The following is a 12,680-nucleotide window of genomic DNA, read 5'->3' as shown; positions in this document are numbered from 1 at the left end:
GAGAGTTATGAATTTGCTTCATATCGCGAAACGGCCCATCTAAGGCAAGACCCACACAGGATGATGACCATGACCCGCCCCGCCCTTTCCTTCGAATTCTTTCCGCCCAAGTCGCTCGCCGGGTCGTTCCGCCTGTGGGACAGCGTCCACGCGCTGGCCCCGCTCGGGCCCGAGTTCGTCTCGGTCACTTATGGCGCGGGCGGCACGACGCGCCAGCTCACGCACGAGGCGGTGACGACGATCGACAAGACGACCGGCCTGAAGGTCGCGGCGCATCTGACCTGCGTCGACGCCAGCCGCGCAGAGACGCTGGAGATCGCCGACAGCTACGCCCGCGCCGGGATCACCGACATCGTGGCCCTGCGCGGCGACGCCCCCAAGGGCGACGCGGCCTTCACGCCCCACACCGACGGGTTCGCGAACTCGGTCGAGCTGATCGAGGCGCTGGCCGAAACCGGCAACTTCACCCTGCGCGTCGGCGCCTACCCCGAAAAGCACCCCGAGGCGGCGGATGCCGACGCCGACGTGGCCTACCTCAAGCGCAAGATCGACGCAGGCGCTGCCGCCGCGATCACCCAGTTCTTCTTCGAGGCGGACACCTTCTTCCGCTTCCGCGACCGCTGCGTGGCCGCCGGTATCGACGCGCCGATCATCCCCGGCGTCCTGCCGGTCGAGAACTGGAAAGGCGCGTCCAAGTTCGCCAAGGCCACCGGCACCTCGATCCCCGCCGAGATCTCCCAGGGCTTCGAGAACGCGCAGACCGAGGCGGATCACGATCTGCTCGCCACGGCGCTCGCCAGCGAGCTGTGCGACGACCTGCTGCGCGGCGGGGTGGAGCATCTGCACTTCTACACGCTCAACAAGCCGGACCTGACCCAGAACGTCTGCCGCGCGCTGGGGATCGCCCCGCGTCCGCGCCTGCAAGAGGTGGCCTGAAAGCAAGGGTCGACACCTCCGACGCGCGACACCTGGCCAACGGGCTTACCGTGACCGATCCTTTCGCGCGTTCGGTTCTGGCAGGCTGTTGCGTCGGTCCTCCACGCTGGAATGCAGCGCCTCGCTTGGGCCCGTCAGGATCTCGCGGTCCGCGCGCCACCAGAAGAGCTTGGCCTTGCCGTGCCATTGCCCGACCGAGGGCGCATGCGGATCGCGCGGAAACCGGGCGTGCCAGCCTTGGGGCAGGTCCACCCCCGCCCCCGCGATGCGGTTCAGCATCCAGACCAGCGGGATGTTGGCCAGGGGGCGCGCGGCCTCGATCGCGTCGAGATGTCCGCCCACGTCCGCATGGGTGCCGGTGAACCAGACCTGCCGGATGTCGCGGGGATCCTCCGCCCGCACCGACCACAGGACCGGTCGGTAGGCCCGTCTGCGCTCGTCCAGCGCCAGCGCCTGGTAGCCCGTGTCCACGTGATCGCCCAGCCGGTGATCGTGGAAGCCGTGGATGTCCTCCTGAAAGCGCCAGAGGATCGGCAACCGCAGTCCCAGCGCGCGCACCGTGTCCCAGACGCCGATCGCGGCGATGCGGGTTTCGGCATGACAGAAGCGGTCCCGGAAGTGCGCGACCGCCGCATCGGGACTTTCGCGCTGGTAGTGCCGAAAGGCCTGCCGCACCCCGCGCGCGGTGGCATGGTTGCGCCGCAGAAGCCCCACCCGTCCGATCATCCCTGCCAGAGACCGCGCCGCGTAGGCCCCGCGGGAATAGCCCATCAGCACGATCCGGTCGCCGGGCCGGTAGCGCGAGGCCAGCATCCCGTAGGCCCGCGCGATCTGCGCGTCGATGCCGTTGCCCGCGATCACGTCCAGCGTGTCCCGCCAGTCGCGCCACTGGATCCCGGCCTCGTAGTAGACCGTCAGCGAGGCCGTGCGCCCGGCCTCGCGCAGAAGCTTGTAGGTGAGGCCGGCGTTGGTCTCCCGCCCCGCCTCGAGCGACGACATCGTGCCGTCGAGGATGACCACATGCACCGCCGGCCCCCGCCCGGCCTGCCCCGCGCTCTTGCGCCGGGGGCGGAACCGGAAGAGGCCAAGCAGCCGTTCAAGCGGCGTCATGGACCCCGGCGGACGGCCGCCGCCGCAGGTTCGGGTAGACAGGGAACGGCGACGCCGCCGCCCGCGTGTATGCTCTGCCGCGCGACGGCGCCCGACCGGCGGCATCGACCGCGCACCGGGCCGACTGCCTCGGATGCCTCCCCCCCCGTGACTGGCCATCCCCGGCCGAATTTCGTCATCGCACCTGTCCTTCCGGAACCCGCGCCGACCCTTCCCCAAAGCCTGGCGGCTGTCCACCCGCCCCATTGCCCCTTTTCGCCGCCCCGCCCTTTGGGGTATCGGGGTCCGACACCAGACGAGGACGCACCCCATGGCCCTTTCCAAGACCTTCGATTTCGCCACGCGCGAGGCGGACATCTACGACGTTTGGGAAAAGGCCGGCTGCTTTGTCGCGGGCGCGGGCAAGAGGCGGGACGAGACCTTCACCGTCATGCTGCCGCCGCCCAACGTGACCGGCGTGCTGCACGTGGGCCATGCCTTCAACCACACGCTGATGGACATCCTGACGCGCTGGAAGCGGATGCAGGGCTACGACACGCTCTGGCAGCCGGGGCTCGACCACGCGGGCATCGCCACGCAGCTGGTGGTCGAGAAGGACATGGCCGAGAAGGGCGAGACCCGCAAACGCGCCGAGATGGGACGCGAGGCGTTTCTGGCCCGCGTCTGGGAGTGGAAGAAATCCTCTGGCGGGACCATCGAACAACAGGCCCGGCGTCTGGGCGACAGCATGGACTGGTCACGCTCCGCCTTCACCATGTCCGGCGCGCCGGGCGCGCCCGAGGGCGAGCGCGACGGCAACTTCCACGACGCCGTGCTGAAGGTCTTTGTCGAGATGTACGACAAGGGCCTCATCTACCGCGGCAAGCGGCTGGTGAACTGGGACCCGCATTTCGAGACGGCGATCTCTGACCTCGAAGTCGAGAACGCCGAGGTCGACGGCCACATGTGGCACTTCAAATACCCGCTGGCGGGGGGCGAGACCTATACCTACGTCGAGAAGGACGAGGACGGAAACGTCACGCTGGAGGAAGAGCGCGACTACATCTCCATCGCCACGACGCGGCCCGAGACGATGCTGGGCGACGGTGCGGTGGCGGTCCACGTGGACGACGAGCGCTATGCCCCCATCGTCGGCAAGCTGTGCGAGATTCCGGTGGGGCCGAAGGAAAGCCGCCGTCTGATCCCGATCATCACCGACCCCTACCCCGATCCGGCGTTCGGTTCCGGGGCCGTAAAGATCACCGGGGCGCATGATTTCAACGACTACGAGGTCGCCAAGCGCGGCGGCATCCCGATGTATTCGCTGATGGACACGCGTGGACGGATGCGCGCGGACGGCAAGCCCTACGCCGAGGAAGCCGCCACCGCGCAGGCCATTGCAGACGCATGGCTGATCCGAAACGGCTTCAAAGATAAGCCGGAAGGCCTCTACATCGACACTGGCGAACCGGATGAAAACTCGGTCGCCGCGATGAACCTCGTCCCCGAGGCCTACCGCGGCCTCGACCGCTTCGAGGCCCGCCTGCGTGTGATCGAGGACATCACCGCAGAGGGCCTCGCCGTCATGGTCCCGCCCACCGACCCGCGGCTGGGCGACACCGCCAAGCTGACCCCGCCAGAGGAAGGCGGCGAGGTCCGGCTTGACCAGCTTACGCCGCTGGTCGAGCCCAAGAAGATCATGCAGCCCTTCGGCGACCGCTCGAAGGTCGTCATCGAGCCGATGCTGACCGACCAGTGGTTCGTGGACACCGCCAAGATCGTCGGCCCCGCGCTGGAAGCGGTAAAGGACGGCCGCACCACGATCATCCCCGAGTCCGGCCGCAAGGTCTATGACCACTGGCTGGAGAACATCGAGCCCTGGTGCATCTCCCGCCAGCTGTGGTGGGGGCACCAGATCCCGGTGTGGTATGGGCCGGAAATTGTTGAGCAACCGAGAACGGCCGGCGGTTACGGTTTCGAGGAAGGTAAGAAGTTTTTCTGTGCTTCAACGGAAGCGGAAGTGATTAAGTTAGCTAAAGCGCATTATGGCGAAGGCTGCGAGATCGAATTCCTGCAAAGAGCAAGCAGCGCACCGCAACGACTGGATCACTCGATTACCCGCCGGACCGAAGCGGGTGAGACAACCGTTACAGTTGACCGGGTGTGTCTTGTTCGCGACCCCGACGTGCTCGACACCTGGTTCTCCTCCGGCCTCTGGCCGTTCGGCACGCTGGGCTGGCCCGAGGACACCGAAGCGCTCGACCGCTACTTCCCCGGCGACGTGCTGATCACCGGGCAGGACATCCTGTTCTTCTGGGTCGCGCGCATGATGATGATGTCGCTCGCCGTCATGGACGAGGTGCCGTTCCACACGGTCTACCTTCACCAGCTGGTGCGCGACGCCAAGGGCGAGAAGATGTCCAAGACGCGCGGCAATGTCATCGACCCGCTCAGCATGGTCGACACCTACGGCGCGGATGCGCTGCGGATGTCGAACGCGGCCATGGCTTCGATCGGGGGGGTGCTGAAGATCTCGGAGGATCGGATCGCGGGCTACGGGAAGTTCGTCAATAAGCTGTGGAACGCCGCCAAGCTGGCCGAGATGAACGGCGCGTTTGACGCCCCCGCCGAGCGGCCCGAACCGACCCAGACCGTCAACCGCTGGATCATCGCGGAGGTGGGCCAGTTGCAGCGCGACGTGGACGCGGCCCTGACCGAATATCGCTTCAACGACGCGGCGAACGCGCTTTACGCCTTCATCTGGGGGCGGTTCTGCGACTGGTACCTGGAGTTCTCCAAGCCGCTCTTGATGGACGGGTCAGAGGCCGACAAGGCCGAAACGCAGGCCACCCTGGGTTGGGCGCTGGATCAATGCCTGATCCTGCTGCACCCGGTCATGCCCTTCGTCACCGAAGAGCTGTGGCAGGAGACGCGCGCCCGCGACACGATGCTGGCCCTGACCCCCTGGCCCGAGAACGGCGATCTGACCGACGAGGCCGCGAGCGCCGAGATCAACTGGGTGATCTCTCTGATCGAGGGCATCCGCTCGGCCCGGGCGCAGTTGAACGTGCCCGCGGGGCTGAAGATCGAGGTGCTGCAGATCGAGGCGGACGAGGCGGCAAAAACCGCGCAGGCAAACAACCTTGCCATGATCCAGCGCATGGCGCGGGTGGAGGCGATCAACGAGGCCGCCGAGCCGCCCAAGGGCTCGCTGACCGTGGCCACGCGGGGGGCGACCTTCGCGCTGCCGCTCGCCGGTCTGATCGACGTCGAGGCCGAGAAGGCCCGCCTGACCAAGTCGGTCGCCAAGCTCGACAAGGAGATCAAGGGCCTCTCGGGGCGTGCGAACAACCCCAAGTTCGCCGAATCCGCCCCGCCCGAGGTCGTGGCCGAGACGCGCGCGAACCTCGCCGAGCGCGAGGCGGAGCGGAGCCAGATCCAGACCGCCCTCGCCCGGCTGGAAGAGTTGGGATGAGCGACCCGCGCCTGACGGACCTGGCGCGGTCCCTGCCCGCCTCGGTGCCCTTCGTCGGCCCCGAGCGGCTGGAACGCGCCCGCGGCGCGCCCTTCGCCGCGCGGTTGGGGGCCAACGAACAGGGCTTCGGCCCCGCCCCATCGGTGACCGAGGCGATCGCCAAGGTCGCGCCGGACGCCTGGATGTATCCCGACCCGGACATGCAGGACCTTCGGACGGCCCTGGCAGACCATTGCGGCGTGACGCCCGAGCACGTGATGATCGGCGAAGGCATCGATGGCCTTCTGGGCACCCTCGTGCGCCTGCTGGTGGCCCCCGGCGATGCGGTGGTAACCTCCGCCGGGGCCTATCCGACGTTCAACTACCACGTCACGGGCTTCGGGGGCGCGCTGCACACCGTCCCCTACGCGGGCGATCACGAAGACCCCGAGCGCCTGATCGAAAAGGCGCGAGAGGTCGGCGCGAAGCTGGTCTATCTCGCCAATCCCGACAATCCGATGGGCAGCCACCACGGGGCGGATACCCTGCACCGCATGATCGAGGCCGTGCCCGATGGCTGCCTTCTGGTGCTGGACGAGGCCTACGCCGAGTTCGCGCCCGCGGCGAGCACGCCCGACGTCGAACCGGGCGACACGCGGGTGATCCGGATGCGCACCTTCTCGAAGGCCTACGGGCTGGCGGGGCTGCGCGTTGGCTATGCGCTGGGCGCGCCCGCGCTGATCTCGGATTTCGACCGGGTGCGCAATCACTTCGGCGTCGGACGGCTGGCGCAGGTGGCCGCCCTCGCAGCCCTGCGGGACCCGGAGTGGCTGCACCATGTGCTCGACCGGACCGCCGGGGCGCGGGACCGCATCGCCGCGGCGGCCCGCAACGCCGGTCTGGAGCCCCTGCCGTCGGCTGCGAACTTCGTGGCCATCGACTGCGGGGCCGATGGGGCCTTCGCCCGCCGCGTCCTGGACGCCCTGGCACGACAAGGAGTCTTCGTGCGGATGCCAGGCGTCGCGCCCCTGGACCGCTGCATCCGGGTCAGCGCCGGTCCCGCGGACCAGATCGTTCTCTTCGCCCGGGCCCTGCCGGAGGCGCTGTCACAAGCCCGCGCGCAGACTTGACCGCAGCGCCTTGCCGCGCCCATGCTGGGCGCGAAAGGGAACGCCGATGCCAGCCGAACGACAGACCGGACGGGTCGAGGACTATACCGACGCCTTCCTCGCAACGCTCGGGTTGATCCTCTTCATGGCGCTGTGGTGCATCGGCGCGCTCTTCGGCTTTCTCTGGGTCATCGCAACGGCCCTTGCCTTCGACCGCATCCGCCTTCTGATCGCGCGCCGCCGCCCGGGTTGAGGCGCCACGCCCTCGATCTCTGTTCTGGAAATATCCCGGGGGAGCCGGGCCGTCAGGTCCGGCCGGGGGCAGAGCCCCCGCATCGCGCGAGAGCGCGATCACGCCTCGGCCAGAACCCGCGCCGCGGCCTCCAAGGCACCTTGGCCATAGGGCACGCCCGTCGCGATCAGCCCGGCCTGGATCGTGCCCAGAACCCCCATGATCATCTGCGCGTTGACGTGCCCCATGTGGCCCACGCGGAACCAGGCGGAGGTCGGTTCCCGCCCCAAGCCGATGCCCAAGGTCAGGCCCGCCTGATGCTCGCACCAGTGGCGCAGCGCATCGCCCTGCCCTTCGCCGATCCCGACAGAGGTCACCGCGTGGCTGCGATGGGCCGGGTCGGCCACGTTGAGCCGCATCGGCCCCGCCTGCCCCCAGGCCTCGAAAGCGGCCCAGAGAGCGGTCGCCAGGGTGGCATGCCGCGCGATCACGGCCTCCAGCCCTTCGGCGTTGATCATGTCGAGCGCGGCCCGCAGCCCGTAGAGGTGATGCGTCGGTGCCGTGCCCGCGAAATACTGGTAGTAGACCTCCGGATTCGACCGCGGCCCCCAGTCCCAGTAGCGCGAGACGCGGGCGGGCCTGCGTGCCGCGGCGCGTTCGTTGAACCAGACGAAGCTGATCCCCGCGGGCGTCATCAGCCCCTTCTGGCAGGCCGCCACCATGACGTCGACGCCCCAATCGTCCATGCGGAAGTCATCGCAGCCAAGCGACGCGATGCAATCGGCCATCAGAAGCGCATCGTGCCCCGCCGCGTCCATGGCAGCCCGGATCGCCCCCATGTCGGACTTGATCCCGGTCGAGGTGTCCACGTGGCACACGAGCACCGCCTTGATGGCTTGCGCGCCTTTCGCACGCAGCCGCTCTTCCACCCGCGCGGCGTCGACCGGCATAGTCTGGCCGAAGTCCATCACCTCGACCTCCAGCCCCAGGCCTGCCGCGATATCCGCCCAGCCGTGGCCGAAGCGCCCCGTGGCGCAGACCAGCACCCGGTCGCCGGGGTTCGCCACGTTGGCGAGCGCCGCTTCCCAGGCGGCGTGACCGTTTCCGATGTAGATCGCCACGTTTCCCGTCGTGCCGGCCACCTTGCGAAGGTCCGGGATGATCGAGGCGGTCAGATCGTGCAGCTCCCCTTCGTAGATGTTGGGAGAGGCGCGGTGCATCGCCCGCAGCACCGCGTCGGGAATGACCGAGGGGCCGGGGATCGCCAGGTAGGACCGGCCGTGGGACAGGGACATGGGAAGGCGCCTTTGCGAATTGGAACGCGCCGACCCTATGCCCGGGCGAGCGGAGGTCAAGCTCTTGCCTTGCGAGGCCGCAGGCCGCGGGATAGGTGTCCGGCATGAGCGCAGATCCCTTCACTGGCGACACCCCGGCTACAGCCGATCGACCGGCAGGCGAAGCGCAGGGCCCGGACGGCACCGCTCTGCCGGGAGAGGCTGCCCCGCCCCCGCGCACGCCACGCGCCTACACACCGCTCTTCGGCTGGCTCTGGCGAAGCTACCTGCACCGGCATCGCGGCACGCTCTTGGCCGCGACCCTGCTGATGTCGATGGAAGGGGCCATGCTGGGGCTCTTGTCCTATCTCATCAAGCCAATGTTCGACCGGGTCTTCATCGCGGGGCAGGAAAGCGCGCTCTACCTCGTGGGCTTCGGCATCATGGGGATCTTCATCGTGCGCGCCGTGGCGGGTGCGGCGCAGAAGATCCTGCTCAAACGCGCCAGCCAGAAATGCGCGGCCGAGATGCGCATCGACCTTCTGGATCACCTCATGGGGCTGGACACGGCCTATCACCAGATCAACCCGCCGGGGCGGCTGATCGAATGGGTACAGTCGGACGTCACGGTGGTGAACAACTCCTGGGCGTCGATCCTGGTGTCGCTGGGGCGCGACACGGTCTCGGTCGTGGTGCTCTTCGGGGTGGCGCTGACGGTGGACTGGCAGTGGACGCTGGTCACGCTCGTGGGCGTGCCGTTCCTCGTGGCGCCCGCCCTTCTGGCGCAGCGCTACGTGCGCAAGCGCTCGGACAAGGCGCGCGATCTGGCGGGGCACATGTCGACCCGCCTCGACGAGGTCTTCCACGGGATCAACCCGATCAAGCTGAACGCGCTGGAGGACTACCAGTCCCGCCGCTACCGCGTGCTGACCAACGACCGCGCGCGGGCGGAGGTCAAGGCCACCGTGGGCCAGGCCACGGTGCCTGCGCTGGTGGACGTGGTTACCGGCCTGGGGTTCCTTGCCGTCATGATCTACGGCGGCGGAGAGATCATCAGCGGCGAGAAGACCGTGGGCGAGTTCATGTCCTTCTTCACCGCCATCGCCCTGGTCTTCGACCCGCTGCGCCGCATCGCGAACACCTCTGGCCAATGGCAGATCGCGGCGGCGAGCATCCACCGGTTGCGCCGGGTCCTGGCCGAGCGCGCGACGCTGACCACCCCCGCCGCCCCCCGCCCCGCGCCCACCGGCGCGCCCGAGATCGTCTTCGAGGACGTGCGCCTGAACTACGGCGACCTCGCGGTGCTGAAAGGCGCCGCCTTCCGCGCCCGCGCGGGAGAAACGACGGCCTTCGTCGGTGCCTCTGGCGGCGGCAAGAGCACGGTGTTCAACGTGCTGACCCGCCTGGTCGAACACCAGTCGGGACGCGTCACCATCGACGGCATCCCCGTTGCGGACATGGCGCTGCCGGAGCTGCGAGGTCTCTTCTCGGTCGTGACGCAGGACGCGGCGCTTTTCGACGAAAGCCTGCGCGACAACATCCTGCTGGGCCGCACCGACGTGACCGACGCCCGGCTGGAGGAGGTCCTGCGCGCGGCCCACGTGCTCGATTTCCTGCCGCAGCTTCCCGACGGGCTGGACAGCCCCGCGGGCCCGCGCGGATCGAACCTCTCGGGCGGTCAGCGCCAGCGCGTCGCCATCGCCCGTGCGCTCTTGCGCGACACGCCGATCCTGCTGCTGGACGAGGCGACCAGCGCGCTCGACACGAAGTCCGAGGCGCTGGTGCAGGACGCGCTGAACCGGCTGAGCGTCGGGCGCACCACGCTGGTGATCGCGCACCGGCTGTCCACGGTTCGGGACGCCGACAGCATCGTGGTGATGGACCGCGGGCGCGTCGCGGACCAGGGCACGCACGCGGCCCTTCTTGATCGCGACGGCATCTATGCCGATCTGCACAGGATGCAGTTCAAATCGAAAGAGGCCGCCCATGACTGATCGCACCGTCCTTGCGCTGACCGGGGCCGACCGGGTCGACTTCCTCCAGGGGCTCGTGACCAACGACATCACCCGCGACGGGCTGATCTACGCCGCGCTGCTGACCCCGCAGGGCAAGTATCTGGCCGATTTCTTCGTGCTGGACGACGGCCCGCGGCTGCTGATCGACGTGGCGACGGAACAGGCCGCGGGCCTGGGCCAGAGGCTGTCGATGTACCGCCTGCGCGCCGACGTGGTGATCGAGACGACGGATCTGGTCGTCTCCCGCGGGGTGGGTCCGGCGCCCGAGGGCGCGCGACCCGACCCGCGCGATCCGGCGCTGGGATGGCGGCTTTACAGTGATCGTGATGTGTCGGAAGACGTGGACTGGGACGCGTTGCGGGTGTCCCATCTTATCCCCGAAGCGGGCCGCGAGCTGACGCCCGAGACCTATATCCTCGAAGTGGGCTTCGAGCGGCTGAACGGCGTGGACTTCCGCAAGGGGTGCTTCGTGGGCCAGGAAATCGTCGCGCGGATGAAGCATAAGACAACCCTGCGCAAGGGTCTGGTGGCGGTGAAAATCGACGGCTCCGCCCAGCCGGGCGACGAGATCACGAGCGACGGGCGCGCCGCTGGCGTCCTTCATACCGTCAGCGGATTCGAGGGCCTCGCCTACCTGCGCTTCGACCGCGCCGAGGGGGCGCGGACGAAGGATGCGGACTTGACGGTGCGGGCCCTACCGACCGTTTAGACTTCGTTCATCTTCCTGCCCAAACCTGAGGGGGGGGTCACCCCGAAGCAGGAAAGGACAGGAAAGTCGGCAGGAGCCGCGTGGATGGGACCTCAGGCGCGTTCGACGTATTCGAAGAGTTCGGTGTTCACCACGATATCCTCGTCGGTGCCGACGAAGGGCGGAATCATGACTCGCACGCCGTTGTCGAGGATCGCGGGCTTGAAGCTGTTGGCCGCCGTCTGACCTTTGACGACCGGCTCGGTCTCGACGACCTTGCAGGTGACTCGCAGCGGCAGGGTCACGTTCAGCGCCTCTTCGCCGTAGTATTCGATCTGCACGATCATGCCATCCTGCAGGAACGGGCGGCGGTCGCCCAGGATATCGGCCGGCAGGGCGATCTGGTCATAGGTCTCGTTGTCCATGAAGGTCAGCATTCCGTCGGCTTCGAACAGGAACTGCTGGTCCTTCTGTTCCAGCCGCACCTGCTCGACCTTGTCGGCGGAGCGGAAGCGTTCGTTCAGCTTGCGGCCATCGCGCAGGTTCTTCAGCTCGACCTGGGCGAAGGCCCCACCCTTGCCGGGCTTGACGTGATCGACTTTCACCGCGCCCCACAGGCCGTTCTCGTGCTCGAGCACGTGGCCGGGGCGAATTTCGTTACCGTTGATTTTGGGCATGGGTCACTTCGTGGCAGGAATGTTGCAAAAGGTTGATGACTTCTGGATCGGGTCTATATCTGGCGTGCAACAGCCCCGCAAGACGACCCATCTTGCGCGAAAAACCGCTAGACATGCACGCAGTGCATGACAGGCATTCCGAAACAGGTCGCCATTTTGCCCAACTTTCGGGCATAAGGAGCGTCACCGCCGCGATTAGGCGCGTTTAGACTAGGAGCGTATATGAGAGATTTCGTTGATGGAACCGCCTTCAACAATGAACAGGGCAATCGGGCGCGCAAGTTGTTCGCCGCCGTGGTTCTTGCCGCTCTCGACGACGCGATCGCCGACGACAAGAAGTATGGCAACGGGCCAGAGCAGATCGCACGCTGGGCGCGTTCGCGCGACGGCCGTGAAGTGCTGTCCTGCGCGGGCATCGACCCCAACGAGCGTGTTGTCGCCGGACTGATGGAATTCGTGGGCAAGGGTGTGCGCACCTCGGTCGCCCTGTCGCGTGAAGAGAGCGAGCGGCGTCATGCCGCCGCGGAAGCGGACGCTCGGGCCGCCTGACAGGCCCCTACCGTTTCGATTTCGAAAAGGCGGTCCCTCGGGGCCGCTTTTTCGCATCAGGCCATCATCAGCCCGAAGATCAGGGCGGGGGTGACCTCCAGCACGGCGAGCGCCGCGATCAGCCCGCGCATCGCGCGCGACCGGAACCGCCGCCACAGCCAGAGCGACAGGATCACGCAGGCGCCGACCTCGATCGGGCCGATCACCCCGCCGAAGTGCGCGGGGTCCCAGTAGCTCAGCGGGCTTGCGAAGACCCAGTCGGTCAGCGGCCAGAAATGCGCCCGGGCGTCGTCGTGGTGTAGCGGAAAGTCCAGGGCCAGGTGCAGCAGTCCCGATCCGGCGAAGGCCACGACCACGGGGCTGCGCCAGAGCAGACCCACGGCCGCCAGGACCGCCCAGAGCGGGACCGAGTTGTCGACGCGGAAGATGCCCTGCCACAGCGCCGAGTAATACATAGTGCCGAAGACCACCTGCGGATCGGTGCCCATCACCGCCAGTTGCCAGCCCGCCAGAAGGTAGAGCGACAGGTCCGGCACCAGCCCGCCCGCCAGGGCGGCCAGGGTGATCCGGCCCGCCTTGGGCCTGCCGAAGGCGGCGAGGCCGAAAATCAGGTGCGCGGGGGTGTTCATGGCGTTCCTCTCGGGCACGGGCTGGCGT

11 protein-coding genes are annotated in these 12,680 nt (G+C 67.9%); 7 read left to right on the top strand and 4 right to left on the bottom strand.

Going from position 1 to position 12,680, the window contains the following annotated elements:
• Positions 1 to 69: 69 nt before the first annotated feature.
• The gene (gene metF, locus EU805_RS10360; RefSeq protein ID WP_129763902.1) at positions 70 to 936 is read left to right on the top strand and encodes a methylenetetrahydrofolate reductase [NAD(P)H]; all 867 of its coding nucleotides are present in this window, start codon (positions 70 to 72) and stop codon (positions 934 to 936) included.
• A gap of 45 nt (positions 937 to 981) precedes the next feature.
• Here the strand turns inward: metF and EU805_RS10355 are convergent, their stop codons facing one another.
• Positions 982 to 2,046 (bottom strand): DUF2235 domain-containing protein, encoded by a 1,065-nt coding sequence (locus tag EU805_RS10355; protein WP_129763901.1) that lies wholly within the window; start codon positions 2,044 to 2,046, stop codon positions 982 to 984.
• A 310-nt stretch (positions 2,047 to 2,356) separates the two neighbouring features.
• Here EU805_RS10355 and EU805_RS10350 point away from each other — a divergent pair, with 310 nt between their 5' ends.
• The 3 genes from EU805_RS10350 to EU805_RS10340 are packed head-to-tail and all read left to right on the top strand — an operon-like array spanning position 2,357 to position 6,841.
• A complete protein-coding gene (locus tag EU805_RS10350; protein WP_129763900.1) occupies positions 2,357 to 5,500 on the top strand; it encodes a valine--tRNA ligase in 3,144 nt (1,047 codons plus the stop codon).
• Positions 5,497 to 6,609 (top strand): pyridoxal phosphate-dependent aminotransferase, encoded by a 1,113-nt coding sequence (locus tag EU805_RS10345; protein ID WP_129763899.1) that lies wholly within the window; start codon positions 5,497 to 5,499, stop codon positions 6,607 to 6,609. The genes EU805_RS10350 and EU805_RS10345 overlap by 4 nt, the downstream gene beginning before the upstream one ends.
• Positions 6,610 to 6,655: 46 nt before the next feature.
• Positions 6,656 to 6,841 carry a hypothetical protein gene (locus tag EU805_RS10340; RefSeq protein ID WP_129763898.1) on the top strand — a complete coding sequence of 62 codons (186 nt, stop codon included), beginning with the start codon at positions 6,656 to 6,658 and terminating at the stop codon, positions 6,839 to 6,841.
• Positions 6,842 to 6,939: 98 nt separating this feature from the next.
• Here the strand turns inward: EU805_RS10340 and EU805_RS10335 are convergent, their stop codons facing one another.
• Positions 6,940 to 8,115: an alanine--glyoxylate aminotransferase family protein gene (locus EU805_RS10335; protein WP_129763897.1), complete on the bottom strand. Its 1,176-nt coding sequence runs from the start codon at positions 8,113 to 8,115 to the stop codon at positions 6,940 to 6,942.
• A gap of 104 nt (positions 8,116 to 8,219) precedes the next feature.
• Between EU805_RS10335 and EU805_RS10330 the strand changes: the two genes are divergently transcribed.
• Both EU805_RS10330 and EU805_RS10325 read left to right on the top strand, forming a co-directional pair.
• Positions 8,220 to 10,088, top strand: a complete 1,869-nt coding sequence (locus tag EU805_RS10330) for an ABC transporter ATP-binding protein (RefSeq protein WP_129763896.1) — start codon at positions 8,220 to 8,222, stop codon at positions 10,086 to 10,088.
• A complete protein-coding gene (locus EU805_RS10325) occupies positions 10,081 to 10,818 on the top strand; it encodes a folate-binding protein YgfZ (protein WP_129763895.1) in 738 nt (245 codons plus the stop codon). The genes EU805_RS10330 and EU805_RS10325 overlap by 8 nt, the downstream gene beginning before the upstream one ends.
• A gap of 92 nt (positions 10,819 to 10,910) precedes the next feature.
• Here EU805_RS10325 and efp read toward each other — a convergent pair whose 3' ends face one another.
• Entirely contained in the window at positions 10,911 to 11,474 is a 564-nt protein-coding gene (efp, locus tag EU805_RS10320) for an elongation factor P (protein ID WP_129763894.1), read from the bottom strand.
• A gap of 222 nt (positions 11,475 to 11,696) precedes the next feature.
• On the opposite strand from efp, the gene EU805_RS10315 reads away from it, so the two are divergent.
• A complete protein-coding gene (locus EU805_RS10315) occupies positions 11,697 to 12,023 on the top strand; it encodes a DUF6280 family protein (RefSeq protein WP_129763893.1) in 327 nt (108 codons plus the stop codon).
• Between the two features lie 56 nt (positions 12,024 to 12,079).
• Here the strand turns inward: EU805_RS10315 and EU805_RS10310 are convergent, their stop codons facing one another.
• The gene (locus EU805_RS10310) at positions 12,080 to 12,652 is read right to left on the bottom strand and encodes a cobalamin biosynthesis protein CobQ (protein ID WP_129763892.1); all 573 of its coding nucleotides are present in this window, start codon (positions 12,650 to 12,652) and stop codon (positions 12,080 to 12,082) included.
• Positions 12,653 to 12,680 lie beyond the last annotated feature (28 nt).

Origin of the sequence: Salipiger sp. IMCC34102, assembly GCF_004145405.1 — a bacterium.
Taxonomy (GTDB): Bacteria; Pseudomonadota; Alphaproteobacteria; order Rhodobacterales; family Rhodobacteraceae; genus Loktanella.
The sequence above is the reverse complement of the archived record's forward strand: the minus strand, read 5'-3'. Positions and strand labels throughout refer to the sequence as shown.

Bases quoted from the DNA above. Each gene is read 5' to 3' on its own strand.
- EU805_RS10330 (WP_129763896.1), top strand. From the start codon at position 8,220: ATGAGCGCAGATCCCTTCACTGGCGACACCCCGGCTACAGCCGATCGA.
- metF (WP_129763902.1), top strand. From the start codon at position 70: ATGACCCGCCCCGCCCTTTCCTTCGAATTCTTTCCGCCCAAGTCGCTC.
- EU805_RS10325 (WP_129763895.1), top strand. From the start codon at position 10,081: ATGACTGATCGCACCGTCCTTGCGCTGACCGGGGCCGACCGGGTCGAC.
- EU805_RS10310 (WP_129763892.1), bottom strand. From the start codon at position 12,652: ATGAACACCCCCGCGCACCTGATTTTCGGCCTCGCCGCCTTCGGCAGG.
- EU805_RS10340 (WP_129763898.1), top strand. From the start codon at position 6,656: ATGCCAGCCGAACGACAGACCGGACGGGTCGAGGACTATACCGACGCC.
- EU805_RS10350 (WP_129763900.1), top strand. From the start codon at position 2,357: ATGGCCCTTTCCAAGACCTTCGATTTCGCCACGCGCGAGGCGGACATC.
- EU805_RS10335 (WP_129763897.1), bottom strand. From the start codon at position 8,115: ATGTCCCTGTCCCACGGCCGGTCCTACCTGGCGATCCCCGGCCCCTCG.
- EU805_RS10315 (WP_129763893.1), top strand. From the start codon at position 11,697: ATGAGAGATTTCGTTGATGGAACCGCCTTCAACAATGAACAGGGCAAT.
- EU805_RS10355 (WP_129763901.1), bottom strand. From the start codon at position 2,046: ATGACGCCGCTTGAACGGCTGCTTGGCCTCTTCCGGTTCCGCCCCCGG.
- EU805_RS10345 (WP_129763899.1), top strand. From the start codon at position 5,497: ATGAGCGACCCGCGCCTGACGGACCTGGCGCGGTCCCTGCCCGCCTCG.
- efp (WP_129763894.1), bottom strand. From the start codon at position 11,474: ATGCCCAAAATCAACGGTAACGAAATTCGCCCCGGCCACGTGCTCGAG.